Origin of the sequence: [Ruminococcus] lactaris ATCC 29176 (assembly GCF_025152405.1) — a bacterium.
Lineage (GTDB): Bacteria > Bacillota > Clostridia > Lachnospirales > Lachnospiraceae > Mediterraneibacter > Mediterraneibacter lactaris.
This window is the reverse complement of the sequence record NZ_CP102292.1, coordinates 2,615,888-2,635,374: the sequence shown is the minus strand read 5'-3', so window position 1 is coordinate 2,635,374 and position 19,487 is coordinate 2,615,888. Positions and strand designations below refer to the sequence as shown.

13 protein-coding genes, 8 tRNA genes and 3 rRNA genes are annotated in these 19,487 nt (G+C 45.1%); 22 read left to right on the top strand and 2 right to left on the bottom strand.

The genetic code is table 11. The features are described 5' to 3' along the window. Positions 1-93 precede the first annotated feature (93 nt). From NQ541_RS12350 to rsmI, 20 genes are all read left to right on the top strand, one after another. Complete coding sequence (locus NQ541_RS12350) at positions 94-2,349, top strand: hypothetical protein (RefSeq protein WP_005608262.1); 2,256 nt, start codon at positions 94-96, stop codon at positions 2,347-2,349. Between the two features lie 44 nt (positions 2,350-2,393). After that, positions 2,394-2,525 carry a hypothetical protein gene (locus NQ541_RS12345; protein WP_259936301.1) on the top strand — a complete coding sequence of 44 codons (132 nt, stop codon included), beginning with the start codon at positions 2,394-2,396 and terminating at the stop codon, positions 2,523-2,525. A gap of 147 nt (positions 2,526-2,672) precedes the next feature. Continuing rightward, positions 2,673-3,158: a S24/S26 family peptidase gene (locus NQ541_RS12340; RefSeq protein WP_005608259.1), complete on the top strand. Its 486-nt coding sequence runs from the start codon at positions 2,673-2,675 to the stop codon at positions 3,156-3,158. A gap of 86 nt (positions 3,159-3,244) precedes the next feature. Continuing rightward, positions 3,245-3,332: transfer RNA gene (locus tag NQ541_RS12335), tRNA-Ser, on the top strand. Positions 3,333-3,872: 540 nt separating this feature from the next. Then, a 16S ribosomal RNA gene (locus NQ541_RS12330) occupies positions 3,873-5,403 on the top strand. A 155-nt stretch (positions 5,404-5,558) separates the two neighbouring features. Further along, positions 5,559-5,676: ribosomal RNA gene (gene rrf / locus NQ541_RS12325) — 5S ribosomal RNA — on the top strand. A gap of 475 nt (positions 5,677-6,151) precedes the next feature. Next, positions 6,152-9,045: ribosomal RNA gene (locus tag NQ541_RS12320) — 23S ribosomal RNA — on the top strand. The 16S, 23S and 5S rRNA genes sit together here with 7 tRNA genes alongside, the layout of an rRNA operon. A gap of 86 nt (positions 9,046-9,131) precedes the next feature. Continuing rightward, positions 9,132-9,205 (top strand) — tRNA-Asp (locus tag NQ541_RS12315). A gap of 6 nt (positions 9,206-9,211) precedes the next feature. Then, positions 9,212-9,284 (top strand) — tRNA-Val (locus NQ541_RS12310). A gap of 13 nt (positions 9,285-9,297) precedes the next feature. Beyond that, a tRNA-Tyr gene (locus NQ541_RS12305) sits at positions 9,298-9,379 on the top strand. A 25-nt stretch (positions 9,380-9,404) separates the two neighbouring features. Continuing rightward, positions 9,405-9,477 (top strand) — tRNA-Thr (locus tag NQ541_RS12300). A gap of 28 nt (positions 9,478-9,505) precedes the next feature. Then, positions 9,506-9,579 (top strand) — tRNA-Met (locus NQ541_RS12295). Positions 9,580-9,601: 22 nt separating this feature from the next. Then, a tRNA-Phe gene (locus NQ541_RS12290) sits at positions 9,602-9,674 on the top strand. 90 nt (positions 9,675-9,764) lie between these two features. Next, a tRNA-Lys gene (locus tag NQ541_RS12285) sits at positions 9,765-9,837 on the top strand. 60 nt (positions 9,838-9,897) lie between these two features. Beyond that, entirely contained in the window at positions 9,898-11,388 is a 1,491-nt protein-coding gene (locus NQ541_RS12280; RefSeq protein WP_005610433.1) for an aminotransferase class I/II-fold pyridoxal phosphate-dependent enzyme, read from the top strand. Next, on the top strand, positions 11,381-11,971 hold the full coding sequence (locus NQ541_RS12275) for a nucleoside/nucleotide kinase family protein (protein ID WP_005610432.1): 591 nt from the start codon (positions 11,381-11,383) through the stop codon (positions 11,969-11,971). The genes NQ541_RS12280 and NQ541_RS12275 overlap by 8 nt, the downstream gene beginning before the upstream one ends. A 50-nt stretch (positions 11,972-12,021) precedes the next feature. Next, a complete protein-coding gene (holB, locus tag NQ541_RS12270; RefSeq protein ID WP_044940470.1) occupies positions 12,022-13,017 on the top strand; it encodes a DNA polymerase III subunit delta' in 996 nt (331 codons plus the stop codon). A gap of 5 nt (positions 13,018-13,022) precedes the next feature. Continuing rightward, positions 13,023-13,892: a PSP1 domain-containing protein gene (locus tag NQ541_RS12265; protein WP_005610430.1), complete on the top strand. Its 870-nt coding sequence runs from the start codon at positions 13,023-13,025 to the stop codon at positions 13,890-13,892. Continuing rightward, positions 13,864-14,625: a tRNA1(Val) (adenine(37)-N6)-methyltransferase gene (locus tag NQ541_RS12260; RefSeq protein WP_005610428.1), complete on the top strand. Its 762-nt coding sequence runs from the start codon at positions 13,864-13,866 to the stop codon at positions 14,623-14,625. The genes NQ541_RS12265 and NQ541_RS12260 overlap by 29 nt, the downstream gene beginning before the upstream one ends. A gap of 1 nt (position 14,626) precedes the next feature. Then, complete coding sequence (gene rsmI, locus NQ541_RS12255) at positions 14,627-15,475, top strand: 16S rRNA (cytidine(1402)-2'-O)-methyltransferase (RefSeq protein WP_044940466.1); 849 nt, start codon at positions 14,627-14,629, stop codon at positions 15,473-15,475. Between the two features lie 74 nt (positions 15,476-15,549). Here rsmI and NQ541_RS12250 read toward each other — a convergent pair whose 3' ends face one another. After that, complete coding sequence (locus tag NQ541_RS12250) at positions 15,550-16,209, bottom strand: ABC transporter ATP-binding protein (protein WP_044940463.1); 660 nt, start codon at positions 16,207-16,209, stop codon at positions 15,550-15,552. 123 nt (positions 16,210-16,332) lie between these two features. Further along, positions 16,333-16,860, bottom strand: a complete 528-nt coding sequence (locus NQ541_RS12245) for a spore maturation protein (protein ID WP_005610425.1) — start codon at positions 16,858-16,860, stop codon at positions 16,333-16,335. 143 nt (positions 16,861-17,003) lie between these two features. Between NQ541_RS12245 and NQ541_RS12240 the strand changes: the two genes are divergently transcribed. Next, positions 17,004-18,797 carry a DUF885 domain-containing protein gene (locus NQ541_RS12240; protein ID WP_005610424.1) on the top strand — a complete coding sequence of 598 codons (1,794 nt, stop codon included), beginning with the start codon at positions 17,004-17,006 and terminating at the stop codon, positions 18,795-18,797. 34 nt (positions 18,798-18,831) lie between these two features. Further along, positions 18,832-19,452, top strand: coding sequence for a hypothetical protein (locus NQ541_RS12235; protein ID WP_023920421.1), 621 nt, complete (start codon positions 18,832-18,834; stop codon positions 19,450-19,452). Positions 19,453-19,487 lie beyond the last annotated feature (35 nt).

The window sequence follows — 19,487 nt, the reverse complement described above, 5'->3', positions numbered from 1 at the left end:
GTGGGCTTAGACCTTTTGACCCTGGCATCATAAATACAATACAGTATAATGTGAACTTCCGGAAATTTTACATATAAGGAGGAAAAGAAAGGAATGAACAAAAAGAGGTTACAGAGATTGGGTGTGGTGTGCATGGCAGCAGCCATGGTACTCACGACAGTAAGTTTCCCAAGAGTAGCGAAAGCTGAGGGGGAAACGTCAACGCAGACAGAAGAGGCAACGAGTACTAAACCGGAAAAAGGAAAAGTTCTGGTGCAGGTGGATCAGAATGTGCTGAAAGCAAATGCGATGTGTAACAGTGAGATGGATCCGGCGATCAGTTGGGATAGTGCCAGCAATTACACAAAGAATATTGATGGTCAGGCAGAGTATGCATTTGACGGGGATGAAAGGCTGGGAACGAGTTCGGACAAAATTACTGGTGGTATGTGGCATTCGCGTTATACAAATACTAGTGGCGGAAGAATAGCAGGTACATCTATCAATTATAGTCCTGTCAATCGCGGATATGAAGAAACCATCGACGATTCGAACAGACCTTGGATTGGTTCTGGATTTGGTCGAAAAATTATGCTGGCACAAGTAACATATATGGGAAGATATACGGACAATAATGTAAGTAATAATATTGCAGATTATGTCCTGTATTATGCGAATATGGATAATCCGAATCAAGAACCAGGAGCAAATGACTGGCAGATTGCAAAAGAGGGAACTTTAGCAGCTACTTCTGCAGCATCAGATATCGTGTTGGATACTGCTGTAGAGGCTACTCATTTTAAGCTGGTGGGAAAGACTGTATATAATAACCAAGCGGGTACTAGTAAGGCAGGCGAAGATGCGTTGGTATGTGCGAGAGAGATTAAGGTTTATGAATTAAAAGATATAGATATTAACCTTACTGCTCCAACAAGTGCAGGTGGAACAAATGCAGATGCAACAACTTCAGAGCCGGGTACAGTAATAAAAAGTGTACAGGATATATCAGCGAATCCGGCAACGATGAGCGATGCTGTGGTAACAGATAAAAATGAACTTGATTTATCTCACCCTGTAACTGTTACGAGTACAAGCGGAGATAAGCTTGATATTACGGGAGAAAATAATAAGGATGATTCAGTATTAATTCAATTTCAAATTAAGCTGAAAGACCTTCCTTCAGATGCTGATTCGGTTATTGTTGCTAAGGGCGATCAGTATAAGATTGCTTATAAAAGACAAACATGGAACAATCATACGATATATAGAATTAAATTTTGGGTTACAGGTCCGGATAGTTTAGGGGATGCTCGTTGGAAGGAAGTTGGTTGCAATTTTACTGATGCAACGTACTTGAATAAATGGATTACAGTAACTGCAATGTATGATGGAACAACTGCGACAAAGCTTTGGATTAATGGAACATCTAAGAGCGATGGATGGAATTCCAATACTGCTTATAATAGCAGCAATGTAGGTGCAGCAATTGTACATAAAGATGCAAATGTACAGATAGGTAACACAGGACTATTTGGTTATATTAAAGATTTGAAAATATATTCCCATTTAGGTAATAGCGTGACAAGTAATCAAGGTAATTATTCAGCATTAGTATCGGCTTTATCAGATGAAAATAATGCAACAAAAGTTTTTGATCTTTCAGCAACAGCAGCAGTGGTACCTGCCTATACGCTTAAAACAGTTTGGGATACAACAAGTCAGAACGATCCTGAAACTGGGTTACCCAAGAATACATATACAGAGACAGTTACAGTAGAACCTACTGCAAATGCAAGTATTGTAACAGCTCCGGAAGCTGTAACAGTCAATATCGATGGAAATACCCAAAATAATAAAGTCGTTCCGGTCAGTGAGGACAGCACTGTTGCAGACAACGGAACGGCAACAGTCAAATATGTATTTGAAGATATGCTGCGTGGTGGTTCTCTCAGAATGATCACGGCAAATGGTGAGACAGATTATACGAAGACAAGTATGCGTTTTGGATATGACTTCCAGTTGCCCACAGATACAGCTTTTAATAGCTGTGAATGGTACTATGGAACTACTGCCAGTGATCTGAAGTTGAGCTTAACACCGGGTGCGAATACAAAGAAGATAGAAAATCCGACAGCAACGAAGCAAGGGTATATCCGTTCCAACATTGTATTTACGAATATTGCAAAAGCTAATTTTGATAGAGATATTGTTGCCAGAGTTCTGGTGAAGTATACAAAAGATGGCAAGACGTATAGCAAGATGGGAGCATATGTTGATCAGAACAGCGTAAGTAGTATTGCAGAAAAAATTAAGAACAGCGGATCAGAAACTGAAAAGAATTACGTGAACGAATTAACAAAGACCGATTAAGGGAAGGAAGAGTTATGAAAAAAAGAGTATATAGTGAGCCATCTATGGAGATTGTAATATTAAATGGCGAGGATATTATCTGTGCAAGCAATGCCGGAGATAATGATGTTAAGGCACCATTCTCGGATAATGGTACAGAATCCAATTCATTAGATTATAGTGATCCGGTAGAATAAAAACAGAGATATGCAGAGGTAATTATGAGCTACAGCAGATTTGTCACAGGATGAATTTGCTGTAGCTTTTTTATTTATTTCCTTTATAATGAAATAAGAGTACTTATATAATGAAAATGGATATAAGGAGCAGGCAGAGCAGAAAATATGGAAATACAAAAATCGGATAAAGAACAGGAAAAGCTGAATATAGAAAAAGTCTTGGAAGAAAAAGGTTATTTAATGACAGCACCTTTTGGGACAAGTATGCTCCCGTTCATAAGACCACAGAGAGATATTATCGTCGTGAGAAAGTACCAGGGAGAAGCAAAATGCCGGGATGTTATTTTATACCGGAGAGTGGGCGGCAAATTAGTTCTTCACCGTATTCTGGAAGTCGGTGCCGACAGTTATGTACTTTGTGGTGATAACCAGTATATAAAAGAATATGGCGTAAAAAAAGAGCAGGTATTAGGAGTATTGGAGGGAGTTTACAGAGATGAAAAATATATCGACTGTAAGAAAGGCAGGGGGTATAAAGTGTATGTGAGATTGTGGTGCAAGTCGTTGCTTATGAGAAGAATTATATTAAAAGTAAAGTGGACATTTATAAGGGGAGGATCCTTTTTACAAAAAAATATAAAAAGGGATTGACAAAAAGAAGAACCTTTTGTATAATAAACCTCGCACTGTTGGTGCTAATTGAATAAATACTGTAGAAATACAGTAGAGTTCAGTCAGGAGAAATACTCAAGAGGCTGAAGAGGTGCCCCTGCTAAGGGTATAGGTCGGGTGACCGGCGCGAGGGTTCAAATCCCTCTTTCTCCGTTTGATATCATCCGGAAAACTACTGGATAGCCAGTAGTTTTTATATGTAAGAGTTACAAAATGATATCAAAGATGATATAAGACTGGTTCAAAAGAAAATGAAAAACTTTGAAAAAAGTATTGACATTGAGAAGAACAAATGGTATTATATCTAAGCTGACTCGTGAGAACGAGTAGAGCAAGTAAAAAACTTTGAAAAAAGTTAAAAAAGTTCTTGACAAAGAGAAAAGCTTTTGATAAAATATAAAAGCTGTCGCTTGAAAAGAACAGCAAAAAGAACCTTGATAATTGAACAATAGACAACAATAACCCTTGAAAATTTCTTTAAGAGAAGATTTTCGAAAAGCGAAGACTGCACGAACAAAGCAGCAGTTTTGAAAGCTTGCTTTCAGAAAGTGATGCTTGTGAGTATTGGCGAAGCCACGAAAGCGAAAAACGAAGTTTTGAGCTTGAGGCAGTCGAGCGAACGGTTAAAAACCAAACAACAGTAAAAAGGGAAGAATTAGCTAGTATGTTGATTCTGAACTGGATACAAACACTTTTAACGAGAGTTTGATCCTGGCTCAGGATGAACGCTGGCGGCGTGCTTAACACATGCAAGTCGAGCGAAGCACTTAGGAAAGATTCTTCGGATGATTTCCTATTTGACTGAGCGGCGGACGGGTGAGTAACGCGTGGGTAACCTGCCTCATACAGGGGGATAACAGTTAGAAATGACTGCTAATACCGCATAAGACCACAGCACCGCATGGTGCAGGGGTAAAAACTCCGGTGGTATGAGATGGACCCGCGTCTGATTAGTTAGTTGGTGGGGTAACGGCCTACCAAGGCGACGATCAGTAGCCGACCTGAGAGGGTGACCGGCCACATTGGGACTGAGACACGGCCCAAACTCCTACGGGAGGCAGCAGTGGGGAATATTGCACAATGGGGGAAACCCTGATGCAGCGACGCCGCGTGAGCGAAGAAGTATTTCGGTATGTAAAGCTCTATCAGCAGGGAAGAAAATGACGGTACCTGACTAAGAAGCCCCGGCTAACTACGTGCCAGCAGCCGCGGTAATACGTAGGGGGCAAGCGTTATCCGGATTTACTGGGTGTAAAGGGAGCGTAGACGGAGCAGCAAGTCTGATGTGAAAACCCGGGGCTCAACCCCGGGACTGCATTGGAAACTGTTGATCTGGAGTGCCGGAGAGGTAAGCGGAATTCCTAGTGTAGCGGTGAAATGCGTAGATATTAGGAGGAACACCAGTGGCGAAGGCGGCTTACTGGACGGTAACTGACGTTGAGGCTCGAAAGCGTGGGGAGCAAACAGGATTAGATACCCTGGTAGTCCACGCCGTAAACGATGACTACTAGGTGTCGGGTGGCAAAGCCATTCGGTGCCGCAGCCAACGCAATAAGTAGTCCACCTGGGGAGTACGTTCGCAAGAATGAAACTCAAAGGAATTGACGGGGACCCGCACAAGCGGTGGAGCATGTGGTTTAATTCGAAGCAACGCGAAGAACCTTACCTGCTCTTGACATCCCGGTGACGGCAGAGTAATGTCTGCTTTTCTTCGGAACACCGGTGACAGGTGGTGCATGGTTGTCGTCAGCTCGTGTCGTGAGATGTTGGGTTAAGTCCCGCAACGAGCGCAACCCCTATCTTCAGTAGCCAGCGGTAAGGCCGGGCACTCTGGAGAGACTGCCAGGGATAACCTGGAGGAAGGTGGGGATGACGTCAAATCATCATGCCCCTTATGAGCAGGGCTACACACGTGCTACAATGGCGTAAACAAAGGGAAGCGAACCCGCGAGGGTGGGCAAATCCCAAAAATAACGTCTCAGTTCGGATTGTAGTCTGCAACTCGACTACATGAAGCTGGAATCGCTAGTAATCGCGAATCAGAATGTCGCGGTGAATACGTTCCCGGGTCTTGTACACACCGCCCGTCACACCATGGGAGTCAGTAACGCCCGAAGTCAGTGACCCAACCGTAAGGAGGGAGCTGCCGAAGGTGGGACCGATAACTGGGGTGAAGTCGTAACAAGGTAGCCGTATCGGAAGGTGCGGCTGGATCACCTCCTTTCTAAGGAAGAAAAAAGTAGAGGATTTTTACTGTTGTCTATTGTTGGGTTATCAAGTAGAGGGATGTTCTCCTTACTAGGTTCGAAAGAACCTCACCAAGTGCGGAGAACAAGCTTAGGACTAAGCTCGAAAAGACCTCGCTAAGACCTATAGCTTTTTGGTGGTGATGCGTTCAGGGGTAACACCCGTTCCCATCCCGAACACGATGGTAAAGACCTGAATGGCCGATGGTACTGCACTGGAGACGGTGTGGGAGAGTAGGTGGCCGCCAAATTTAAAAAGAAAAAGACAAGGTCTGACGGAAACTTCAGAAAACTAAGGTTCGAAAAAACCTCACCAAGAATTCTGAAGTACCAATCGACTAACGTGCGAAAAGACCGCACGAAGTCTTTAGGCATAGATACAGGCACAGATGAGCAACAACTTATCACCGCCAACCCAGTCAGCAGGGCAGTGCTGTTATGATAACTGGTTTCACCAGTGATTAGATATACAAAGAGATTTGTGTATGTAATGACTGATGAAAGTCGGTCAGGATGCGAAGCTCGCATCTTTATGTACCTTGAAAACTGCATATAGTGAAAATCAATAGATTAAGATAAATATCTAATCAAGACATCCGAGGTAATGTTAACAACATTAACTTAAGATCTGAAGAAAACAGATTCAAAAAAAATTGACTATCACCAACGCATGCAACGCTATGCATGTGTGGACATTATCCCATTCCCGTGGGATGAGGTCGAGTTGGTTATGCTGATAAGAGCGTATGGTGGATGCCTTGGCACTAAGAGCCGATGAAAGACGTGATAAGCTGCGAAAAGCTTCGGGGAGGGGCAAATACCCATTGATCCGGAGATTTCTGAATGGGGAAACCTACCTGAGCAAACCTCAGGTATCCTGACGCCAATCCATAACGTCAGGAAGGGAACCCGGTGAACTGAAACATCTAAGTAGCCGGAGGAAGAGAAAACAACATGTGATTCTGTGAGTAGCGGCGAGCGAAAACGGAAGAGCCCAAACCAGTGTGCGTGCATGCTGGGGTTCGGACCGCGGAATTGATTCAACAAGTTTAGCAGAACGGTTTTGGGAAAGCCGGCCAGAGAGGGTGAAAGCCCCGTAAGCGAAAGACGAGTTGACATGGCGGGATCCAGAGTACCACGAGACACGTGGAACCTTGTGGGAATATGCGGGGACCACCCCGTAAGGCTAAATACTACTTAGTGACCGATAGTGCATAGTACTGTGAAGGAAAGGTGAAAAGGACCCCGGGAGGGGAGTGAAAAAGAACCTGAAACCATATGTTTACAAGCTGTGGAAGAGCTTTATATGCTCAACCGCGTACTTTTTGTAGAACGGTCCGGCGAGTTACGCTGGCTGGCGAGGTTAAGCACTGAAGGTGTGGAGCCGAAGGGAAACCAAGTCTGAATAGGGCGAAGAGTCAGTCGGAGTAGACCCGAAACCGGGTGATCTATCCATGTCCAGGTTGAAGTTGCCGTAAAAGGCAATGGAGGACCGAACCCACATCCGTTGAAAAGGGTGGGGATGAGGTGTGGATAGGGGAGAAATTCCAATCGAACCCGGAGATAGCTGGTTCTCCTCGAAATAGCTTTAGGGCTAGCCTCATACGAGTCTTGCGGAGGTAGAGCACTGAATTCCTAAGGGGGCGTCAAAGCTTACTAAGGGATATCAAACTCCGAATGCCGTGTAGATGATGTATGGGAGTCAGACGATCCGAGATAAGTTGGGTGGTCAAAAGGGAAAGAGCCCAGACCAACAGCTAAGGCCCCAAAATGTGTGTTAAGTGGAAAAGGATGTGGGATTTCGAAGACAACTAGGATGTTGGCTCAGAAGCAGCCATCCATTCAAAGAGTGCGTAATAGCTCACTAGTCGAGAGGTCCTGCGCCGAAAATGTCCGGGGCTGAAACACACTGCCGAAGCTTTGGAATTGATGAATTTCAATTGGTAGAGGAGCATTCTTAAAGAGACGAAGCAGTACCGGAAGGAGCTGTGGATTTTTAAGAAGAGAGAATGCCGGAATGAGTAGCGAGAGGAAGGTGGGAATCCTTCCGGCCGAATATCTAAGGTTTCCAGAGTAAAGCTGATCTGCTCTGGGTAAGTCGGGGCCTAAGGCGAGGTCGAAAGACGTAGTCGATGGATAACAGGTTGAAATTCCTGTACTATCCTGTAACAGAACTGTGGGGACACAGGCAGAGAGCGTGAGCCGGGAATGGAAAGACCGGTACAAGCGAGGTAGGAGAAGAGCTGGCAAATCCGCTCTTCAATCTGAAGACGTGATGTGGACCGAAAAGAAGTAGGGAAGCACGTGAGCTGACTGTCAAGAAAAGCCGCTATTGTTTGCAGGATACCCGTACCGTAAACCGACACAGGTGGATGAGGAGAGAATCCTAAGGCCGACGGGAGAAGCATTGTTAAGGAACTCGGCAAAATGACTCCGTAACTTCGGGAGAAGGAGTGCCAGTAAGATGGCCGCAGAGAATTGGCCCAAGCAACTGTTTAGCAAAAACACAGGTCTATGCAAAACCGAAAGGTGAGGTATATGGGCTGACGCCTGCCCGGTGCTGGAAGGTTAAGGGGAGAGGTTAGCCGTAAGGCGAAGCTTTGAACTTAAGCCCCAGTAAACGGCGGCCGTAACTATAACGGTCCTAAGGTAGCGAAATTCCTTGTCGGGTAAGTTCCGACCCGCACGAAAGGCGTAATGATTTGGGCACTGTCTCAACAATGCACCCGGTGAAATTGAAATACCAGTGAAGATGCTGGTTACCTGCGCCAGGACGGAAAGACCCCATGGAGCTTTACTCCAGCTTGATACTGGGATTCGGTATTGTATGTACAGGATAGGTGGGAGGCTTTGAAGTGGTTACGCCAGTAGCCATGGAGCCGCTGTTGGGATACCACCCTTGCAGTACTGGGTTTCTAACCAGCAGCCGTGATCCGGCTGGGGGACAATGTCAGGTGGGGAGTTTGACTGGGGCGGTCGCCTCCGAAAGGGTATCGGAGGCGCTCAAAGGTTCCCTCAGAATGGTTGGAAACCATTCGAAGAGTGCAAAGGCAGAAGGGAGCTTGACTGCGACACCGACGGGTGGAGCAGGTACGAAAGTAGGACTTAGTGATCCGGTGGTATAAAGTGGGATTGCCATCGCTCAACGGATAAAAGCTACCCTGGGGATAACAGGCTTATCACTCCCAAGAGTTCACATCGACGGAGTGGTTTGGCACCTCGATGTCGGCTCATCGCATCCTGGGGCTGAAGTAGGTCCCAAGGGTTGGGCTGTTCGCCCATTAAAGCGGTACGCGAGCTGGGTTCAGAACGTCGTGAGACAGTTCGGTCCCTATCCGGCGTGGGCGTAAGATATTTGAGAGGAGCTGTCCTTAGTACGAGAGGACCGGGATGGACTGGCCGCTGGTGTATCTGTTGTCTTACCAAAGGCATAGCAGAGTAGCCAAGCCGGGAAGGGATAAACGCTGAAGGCATCTAAGCGTGAAGCCCCCCTCAAGATGAGATATCTCATAACGTCAAGTTAGTAAGACCCCTTGAAGACGACGAGGTAGATAGGGCAGAGGTGGAAGTGTGGTAACACATGGAGCTGACTGTTACTAATAGGTCGAGGGCATAACCAAAGCAGTGATAGGTAAATGGATGATGATGTTGGTTTTAACTGTATGTAGTTTTCAAGGTATATCAATATCTTGAAAAATTGAAGAATGGCCCAGTGGCTCAGTTGGTTAGAGCGTCGCCCTGTCACGGCGAAGGTCGAGAGTTCGAGTCTCTTCTGGGTCGTTATGTGGGATCTTAGCTCAGCTGGGAGAGCATCTGCCTTACAAGCAGAGGGTCACAGGTTCGAGCCCTGTAGGTCCCACTTAACAAAATATGGATGGATTCCCGAGTGGCCAAAGGGGACAGACTGTAAATCTGCTGCAAATTGCTTCGGTGGTTCGAATCCACCTCCATCCATTTAGCCTTCGGGCTTAAGCTATAAGCCGATGTGGCTCAATTGGCAGAGCAGCTGATTTGTAATCAGCAGGTTATCGGTTCGAGTCCGATCATCGGCTTTTCTCTTATGAGAATTTAATTTAATATCGCGGGATGGAGCAGTCTGGAAGCTCGTCGGGCTCATAACCCGAAGGTCGCAGGTTCAAATCCTGCTCCCGCAACTCAGACTTTTATAAAGTCTATGCCCAGATAGCTCAGTTGGTAGAGCAGAGGACTGAAAATCCTCGTGTCGCTGGTTCGATTCCGGCTCTGGGCATTTTTTATGCCTAACTTTAAATATGAATAGAATAAAAAGTTCTTGCATTTATGTTATAGGTATGATAATATAAATTTTGTGAGTATTTAAGGGCGTGTAGCTCAGGTGGTAGAGCACTTGACTTTTAATCAAGTTGTCCGGGGTTCGAATCCCCGCACGCTCACTTAGGACCAGTAAACTGTTGAGTTTGCTGGTTTTTTTATTAGGAAAGTAAGAGGTTTATATGGAACATTTATATGATAAATTAGTAAAGTACAGTGTATCAGATTATTATGGATTTCATATGCCCGGACATAAGCGACAACAGATCACTGGAGCAGAGAAACTTCCTTATGAAATTGATATTACGGAAATTGAAGGATTTGATGATCTGCATCATGCAGAAGATCTTTTTATAAACTTGCAGGAGTATGCGGCAGAAGTTTTTCACGCAGAGGAAACGCATTATCTGGTAAATGGAAGTACTGTGGGACTTTTGAGTGCAGTACTTGGATGTACCGGATACGGAGACAGGATTTTGATGGCGAGAAATTGTCATAAATCTGTTTACAATGCAGTAGACTTAAATGGGTTGATTCCGGAGTATGTTTATCCTGAATTTGACGAAACTACAGATCTTAATGGAGAGATCCGGGTAGAAAAAATAGAACAGATCCTGGAAAAGGACAGGGGGATGAACCGGGAAGCCGGAATAAAGGCGGTAGTGATCACTTCACCGACTTATGATGGTGTGGTATCGGATATTGAGCGGATCAGTGAAGTGGTTCATAAGTATGGGATTCCGCTGATTGTGGATGAAGCACATGGGGCTCATTTCGGATTTCATGAGTATTTTCCCCAAAATGCAAATGTAAGAGGAGCCGATATAGTGATCCACAGTCTTCACAAGACACTTCCGTCACTGACGCAGACGGCACTGCTGCACATGAATGGAAAGCTTGTAGATCGAGATAGTGTGAGACGATATCTTCATATGCTTCAGAGCAGCAGCCCTTCTTATATTTTAATGGCTTCGATTGATGAATGTATCCGACTGGTCGACGAGGAAAGGGAAAAGGTTTTTAAACCTTATGTGGAAATGCTCTGCCAGTTAAGAAAGGAAATTGGAAAACTGAAGAATCTTCAATTACTGGAAACGATGCAGTATGATGCTTCTAAGATTGTGATTTCTGCGAGGGGAAGAATGAGTGGCAAAGAATTGCAGGAAATCCTTTTGGAAAACGATCATTTACAGATGGAGATGGCAGCGGGTTCTTATGTGATTGCAATGACCGGACCGGGAGATACGCAGGAAGGAATGAACCGGTTGCTCAATGCACTAAGGAATTTAGATAAGAGATTGGATGAAGTACTGCAGGGGAACAGGAAACAGGATAAGAACCTGGATGAAGTACTATCAGGAAATAGAAAAATGGATGCAGCTACGATGAAAAAAGATCCGGGATTTTGCAGGCATCCGCTTATTCCGGCAGAAAGAGTAGTGGAAAGTGCAAAGGTGAAAGGACGAAAAGGACTGGCTGTTCCATGGCAGGAAGCTGCGGGGAAGGTTTCATTGGAATTTGTTTATTTATATCCACCGGGTATTCCGATTGTTGTACCGGGAGAGAGAGTTTCGGAAGAAGCTGTGCAGCAGATTCTGGATTATGAGAAGAATGGTTTTACCATTGAAGGAACGAAGAAAAAGGACAGACTGGAGGTTTTGAAAAATGGGTAAGATATTTTACCTGATGGGTAAGAGTTCTTCCGGAAAAGATACGATTTATAAAGAACTGCTTCAAGGATTTCCCAAAATGAAAAGGATTGTATTGTATACAACACGTCCGAGAAGAGAAGGAGAATGTGATGGTGTAGAATATTTTTTTACAGATGAAGAAAAATTGCAGCAATTCAGGAAGCAGGGGCAGTTGATCGAGGAAAGATCTTACCATACGCAGTATGGGGTATGGAGTTATTTTACAGCGGACGACGGACAGATCAATCTGAGACAGGAGGATTATCTGGTGATTGGGACGCTTGAATCCTATCGGGCAATGAAAGAGTATTTTGGAGCAGAAAGTCTGGTTCCTCTTTATATTGAAGTAGAAGACGGACTGCGGTTGACAAGGGCATTAGAGCGGGAAAAGAGACAGAGTCAGCCCAGGTATGATGAATTGTGCCGACGGTTTCTGGCGGATTCAAAAGATTTTTCTGAGGAAAATCTGAGAGCAGCAGGGATAGAAAAAAGATTTCAGAATGTGGATCTGGAGGAGTGCATCGAAGCCATTGAAAGGGAAATTAGGGGGTGTGACTTCCTATAAGATTGTGGTATACTGAAAGTGTATAATTTTATGTGTGGCAGGTGATAGAAATGAGTAGTTTTAAAGATGTAGTAGGACATAAGAATATAATCAAGTATATTGAGAGTGCGGTCCAGGCGGATGCGGTTTCCCATGCGTATATATTGAATGGTGAACGTGGTTCGGGAAAGAAGCTTCTGGCGAATCTTTTTGCTATGAGTCTGCAGTGTCAGGATCGTGATGAGAACGGAGAGGCATGTGGAAAATGCCAGTCCTGTAAGCAGGCATTGCATGGAAATCAGCCGGATATTGTCCGTGTGTCACATGAGAAGCCAACCACGATCAGTGTTGATGATATCAGACAGCAGGTTAATAATGATATTGTAATCAAGCCTTATAGCAGTAAGTATAAAATTTATATCATCCCAGAAGCGGATCTGATGAGCGTACAGGCACAGAATGCTCTTTTGAAGACGATTGAAGAGCCACCGGAGTATGCGGTTATCATGCTGCTGACAGAAAATGCAGAGGTGCTGCTGCCAACGATCCGTTCGAGATGTGTTATGATGAAGCTGAGAAATATCAAGGATCAGCTTGTGAAGAAGTATCTGATGGAGCAGATGGAGATCCCAGATTATAAAGCGGATGTATGTGTGGCATTTGCACAGGGAAATATGGGAAAAGCAATCATGCTTGCCAATTCAGATTATTTTAATGAGATCAAAGAAGAGGTCGTTCATTTACTGAGAAATATTGACGAGATGGATGTCCCTGAATTGATGGATGCAGTGAAAAAGTGCATGACTTATAAGCTGGAGATCAATGATTATCTTGATATGATGGCGATATGGTACAGAGATGTACTGATTTATAAAGCGACGAAGAATGTGGACCGGGTCGTATTTTCGGATCAGCTTCGTTATATCAAAGCCCGTGCCAGCAAGAGCTCTTATGAGGGAATTGAAAAAATACTTGAGGCACTTGAGACGGCGAAGGCACGAATGAAAGCAAATGTAAACTTCGAGCTGGTGATCGAGCTGCTGTTACTGACAATAAAGGAGAATTAATTAGTATGATAAATGTAATAGGCGTTAGGTTTCGTACTGCGGGAAAGATTTATTTCTTTTCACCGGGACAGTTTGCTGTGAAGCAGGGTGACCATGTCATTGTAGAAACTGCCCGGGGTGTGGAGTACGGGCGGGTTGTGAGCGGTCCGAAGGAGGTAAGTGACGATTCGGTTGTTCAGCCATTGAAGTCGGTAATCCGAATTGCAACGGACGAGGATAAGCGGACTGTCGAAGAGAATCATCAGAAAGAAAAAGAGGCATTTAAGATCTGTCAGGAAAAGATTCGGAAGCATAATCTGGACATGAAGCTGATCGATGCAGAGTATACATTTGATAATAATAAAGTACTTTTTTATTTTACGGCAGACGGAAGGATTGATTTCCGTGAGCTGGTGAAAGATCTGGCGGCTGTATTCAGGACAAGGATTGAACTGAGGCAGATTGGCGTGCGTGATGAGACGAAGATCCGTGGTGGACTGGGAATCTGTGGTCGTCCGCTTTGTTGCAGCACCTATCTGACTGAATTTGCAGCGGTTTCTATCAAAATGGCAAAGGAACAGAATCTTTCTCTGAATCCGACAAAGATATCAGGTGTCTGTGGCCGTTTGATGTGCTGTCTGACGAACGAGGAGGAAACGTATGAGGTTTTGAACAGCCAGCTTCCGTCTGTGGGAGATATGGTGACAACTTCAGATGGACTTACGGGAGTTGTGCAGTCCTTAAGTGTTCTGCGTGGACTGGTGAAAGTGGTCGTAAATCTGGAGGATGATGAGAAAGAGATCCGGGAGTATAAAGCGACAGATCTGAAGTTCCGTCCTCGCAGGAAAAAGAAAAATCCTAAGAAAGATGGAGATTCAAAAGAAAATGGAAAGTAATCTGTTAAAGCAGGGCGAGAGGTTAGATGATCTTCAGCTTGGTGGTCTGGGACTGATCCAGGATCCGGACAAGTTCTGCTTTGGTGTGGATGCGGTTCTTCTTTCAGACTTTGCAAAGGTGCGTCAGGGAGAAACGGTACTTGATATGGGAACAGGGAATGGAATTATCCCTGTTCTTTTGGCTGGAAAGACAGAGGGAAAGCATTTTACCGGACTGGAGATTCAGGCAGATACGGCTGAGATGGCACAGAGAAGTGTCCGTTATAATCACTTGGAGGACAGAGTGGAGATTGTGACCGGAGATATAAAGGAGGCCGCAACAATTTTCAAACCGGCTTTTTTTGATGTGATCACGACGAATCCACCTTATATGCTGGCAGAGCATGGACTCAGGAATCCAGATGACAGAAAGGCGATCGCAAGGCATGAAGTCTTGTGTACATTGGATGATATTTTGCGGGAGAGTATGCGTCTTTTGCAGGATAAGGGCAGATTTTATATGATCCACCGACCGTTCCGGCTGACGGAGATCCTGACGAAGATGAGTCAGTACAAGATTGAGCCAAAGAGGATTCAGTTTGTTCATCCGTATCTTGATAAAGAGCCAACGATGGTGCTTGTGGAAGGAATGCGGGGAGCGAAGCCGAGAGTGAAGATCGAACCGCCTCTGATCATGTACTCCAGGGATGGAGGTCTGCGGATGGAGAATGGATATGGGCATACAGGAGGTTGAAATGGCAGGAATCTTATACCTGGTGGCGACACCGATTGGAAATCTGGAGGATATGACGTTCCGGGCAGTCCGGGTTCTGAAAGAAGTTGATCTGATCGCAGCAGAAGATACACGGAATAGTATCAAGCTGCTGAACCATTTTGAGATACAGACTCCCATGACGAGTTATCATGAGTTTAATAAGTATGAAAAGGGAAAAAAGCTGGTTGAGAAGCTGCTGGATGGTATGAATATCGCTGTGATCACGGATGCAGGAACTCCGGGAATTTCAGACCCGGGGGAAGAGCTGGTGAAGATGTGCTATGAGGCAGGAGTAAGAGTCAGTTCAGTACCGGGGCCGGCTGCATGCGTGACAGCGTTGACGATGTCGGGACTTGGGACAAGACGTTTTGCATTTGAGGCGTTTCTTCCGCCAGATAAAAAAGAGCGGGAGGCAGTGCTGACAGAGCTGGAGACGGAGACGAGAACGATTGTTATGTATGAAGCTCCGCACCGGCTGGTGAAGACATTAAAGCTGCTGTCTGAACGTCTGGGAGTACGTCGGATCACGGTTTGCCGTGAGCTGACGAAGAAGCACGAGACCGCATTTCTGACAACTATCCCTGAAGCGGTGGCTTATTACGAAGCAAATGATCCAAAAGGGGAATGTGTGCTGGTGATCGAGGGACGCAGCAGAGAAGAGATGCGGCAGGAGGAACAGGCACGCTGGGAAGAGATGAGCATTGAGGAGCATATGGAACATTATCTCGCACAGGGGATGAACCGGAAAGATGCCATGAAGCAGACCGCAAAAGACCGGGGGATGCAGAAGAGGGAAGTTTATAATTACCTTGAAAAGATAAAAGAGTAAAAAGCTGCATCCGCAGGAAAGATTCAGGAGCTGGAAGAATCAGCTGGCTGCATGTTCCTGCGGATGCAGTTTTATTATGCTTTGCGATCTTCTTCGATCTTGCCATCTCTCATGAAAATAATGCGGGAATCCAGAGAGAGAGCTTCTTCAGGGTCATTTGTCACATACAGGACGGTTACGCCGAGTTCTCTGTTAATGCGTAAGATGTCGCTGAGCATCTCATGACGTCGATCATCGTTCTGATGTGCAAAATCTTCATCAACAAGGAGTACTTTCGGGTGGCAGACGATCGCCCGTCCAAGTGCGACCCGCTGCTTTTCTGCATCAGAAATATTTTTGATCTTTTCATGAAGAATATCAGAGATTCCGAGGAATTGTGCCGCAGTGTTGACACGGCTGTCGATGACATTTCTCGGAAAATCTCTCAGCCGGAGACCAAGAGCCATATTCTCATAGACATTCAGATATTTGTAAAGCAGATAATTCTGGAATGCCATTGCCAGTTTTCTGTCGCGGGGAAGGATATCGTTGAGCAGTTCATCGCCAAGATAAATCTTTCCTGATGTGATATCTTCCAGTCCGCCGATCATCCGAAGAATCGTGGACTTGCCACAGCCGCTCGGTCCATGAAATACGACAAATTCTCCGTCCTGAATTTTTAAAGTAACATCATCAACGGAGATGAATCCGTTGGGATAAGTTTTGGTCAGGTGTTCAAACATTATATCAGACATCATCATGCCTCCATCCATAGAAATCTTGTTAGCATAATTTTAGCACAAAGGGAATATGTAAACAATGGTTTTGAATGGATGTGTTGTTGATTGACCGGTGTTGGGAGTTATGAATCATGAAAATCAGGAATAGTAACCTGCGAGCAGGACGCTGGCGGCGAGTCCGGCAAAGGTTGCAAAAACAGCTCCGGGAAGCGTATAACGGGTATGGCGGATCCTGGCAGTCATAAAGTAGACACTCATAGTGTAAAAAATGGTTTCGGTACAGGACATGGACAGTGAGGCGATGAGTCCGATCCGGGAATCAGTTCCGTAAGTTTTATAGAGATCAACAAGCAGACCGGAGGCAGCAGAGGACGAGAACATTTTTACAATGGAAAGAGGGACAAGTTCTCCGGGAAATCCGATCAAATTCGTGAATTTTCCGATGAAAGAGGAAATCACGTCGAGAAACCCGGATGCCCGGAGGATTCCCGTTGCAGTCATCAGTCCGATCAGAGTCGGGACAAGCCGGATGACGGTACGGCAGCCATTTTTTGCACCGGTGATAAAGGTTTCATAGACATCAATTTTTGCAGTCAGTCCACAGATGATGATGGAAAGGATCAGAAATGGGATAAAGTAGTTGGAGATGTAGAGAAGAATGTGCAAGGGGTGTCCTCTTTCTATTATGGGGCAATTAGTAGATATATATGTATTTCTTTTGAATATATGTAATATACCAATGCAAAGACTGATGGAATAAGAGGCCAGGGCGATACATAAAATGAAAGAAAATGGTTCGGAAGTGTTCTATGAGATTCTGGGAAAAGAAAGAGGAACAAAGGAGCTGTACCATGCAGAGGATGAGAAAGATCTGTGTGGCAGGGCTTTTTTTAGTTGTGCTGGGATTTGGCGGCTGTGCAGAAATAGCAGATGAAAATGGGAAGGCAGGGAGTTCAGTCAGTGAGGATGAACGATTTGAAGCATATACGAGGGAAGTGTTCTGTAGTGAAGTATCGGCAAATGCAGTCAGTCTGCATTATACATTAAAGTATCCGCAGGAATATGGGATCGAATCCGCTCCTGCAGTTTACGGAACAGTGGTCACGGATGAACAGGCGGTGAAAGCCGGTGTGGAAAATATGGAGAAAGCGTTGATAACTTTTGAAAAAAATAAATTAAGTGTGGAAAACCAGATCACTTATGATGTTCTGCAATCTTATTTGGACAGTGCAGAAAGAAGTGCAGAGTATTTGTGGTATGATGAACCTCTTGGTACAGTCAGCGGTGTGCAGACCCAGCTTCCGGTAGTGCTTTCGGAATACCGGTTTTATGAAAAAGAGGATGCTGATACATACCTGGATCTGATGAGATCAACAGGAAATTATTTTGATGAAGTAATTGCATTTGAGCGGGGAAAATCGGAGAAAGGACTTTTTATGTCAGAGAAACTGGCAGATGCAGTGATAGAACAATGTCAGGCATTTCTGGATATGGGAAACGGAAATTATCTCTATTCTACTTTTGTGGAGCGGATGCGGGAAAGCGGAAAATTTACGGAAGAGGAGATGGGCGAGTATACGAAAAAAAATGCACAGGTTATAGAAGAAGTGGTCTGTCCTGCTTATGAAAGGCTGATGGCAGCAGTACGTGAACTGAAAGGAACAGGAAAAAATGAGGAAGGTCTGTGCGGGCTGCCACAGGGGCAGGAATATTATCAGGTGTTGGTGGACCAGTCCGTGGGAACGAAGGAATCGATCGTGCAGTTGGAAGAACTGACACGCAGACAGATGGAAGATGACATTACTGCCATGGAGGGCGTACTGGGGGCAAAGGTGGAAGAAGCGAAAGAATCTGCGGCAGATATGAAGCAGGGGACAGCGGAACTGATCCTGAAAAAATTGTCGGATGGGATAGAAAAAGCATTCCCGGAGACACCGGACACTACATTGGAAGTCAAGTATGTTCCGAAGGAAATGGAAGAACATTTAAGTCCGGCTTTTTATATGATTCCTGCAATCGACAACAGCAGGGAAAATGTGATCTATATCAATCAGGGGCAGATGCGGGATGATCTGTCGCTCTTCACAACGCTTGCCCATGAAGGGTATCCGGGGCATTTATATCAGACAATCTTTTATGAAAGTACAGATCCTGATCCAGTCAGAAGTATTTTCAATTTTGGCGGTTATGTGGAGGGATGGGCAACTTATGCGGAAATGTGTAGTTATTATCTGACACCACTTCCGAAAGAACAGGCTACGATCCTGCAGAAAAATGGTTCCGTGATCCTTGCATTATATGCACTGGCAGATATGGGAATCCATTATGATGGCTGGAGCAGGATAGATACGACAGCCTTTTTTGCAAAATACGGAATTTCAGATGCAGAAACGATACAGAAAATCTACGATCTGATCCTTGGTTCACCGGGCAATTATCTGAAATATTATATTGGATATGTCAAATTTCTGGAATTGAAGAAATGCTGGGCGGAAAAAATGGGAGAGGATTTCAGTCAGAAAGAGTTTCACCGGGCAGTGCTGAGTGTAGGACCTGCACCGTTCGATGTGGTTGAAACGTATATGTGGAACTATGCACAATAATGACACAAGAGCGTAAGAAAAAGGGGGCGTAAAGTTGTTAAATGGTCTGTGGGCGGGGATGATCCTGATCGGAATTATTTTCGGGGCATGGAACGGGAAAATGCCGGAGCTGACAAATGCGGCACTGGATTCGTCAAAAGATGCAGTGTCATTGTGCATTACGATGCTGGGAGTGATGGCATTTTGGTGTGGGATCATGGAGATTGCGGAGAAAGCGGGACTTGTAAAAAAGGCTGCGGAAAAGCTGCGTCCGGTGATCCGGTTCCTTTTCCCGCAGCTTCCGGTGGGAAATAAAGCAAATGAACAGATCGCAATCAATTTCATTGCAAATATTCTTGGACTTGGCTGGGCGGCAACTCCTGCAGGACTGAAAGCCATGGAAGCACTGGGAGAGCTGGAGGAGGACAGAAGACTTGGCAGAGCTTTTGGTCCAGTGAGAAAAAGAGGGGTGGCAGGAGATGAAATGTGTATCTTTCTGATCCTGAATATTTCTTCGCTGCAACTGATCCCGGTCAATGTTATTGCTTACAGGAGTCAGTATGGAAGTGCTGATCCGGCAGGGATCATAGGCGGAGGGATACTGGCAACCATGGCGAGTACCGGGGCGGCAGTCGTGTATGTGCTTGTGATGCAGAGATGGGGAAAGAGAAAGTAGTCAGGCAGGCGGGCTGAATCTGTGGTATAATAAAA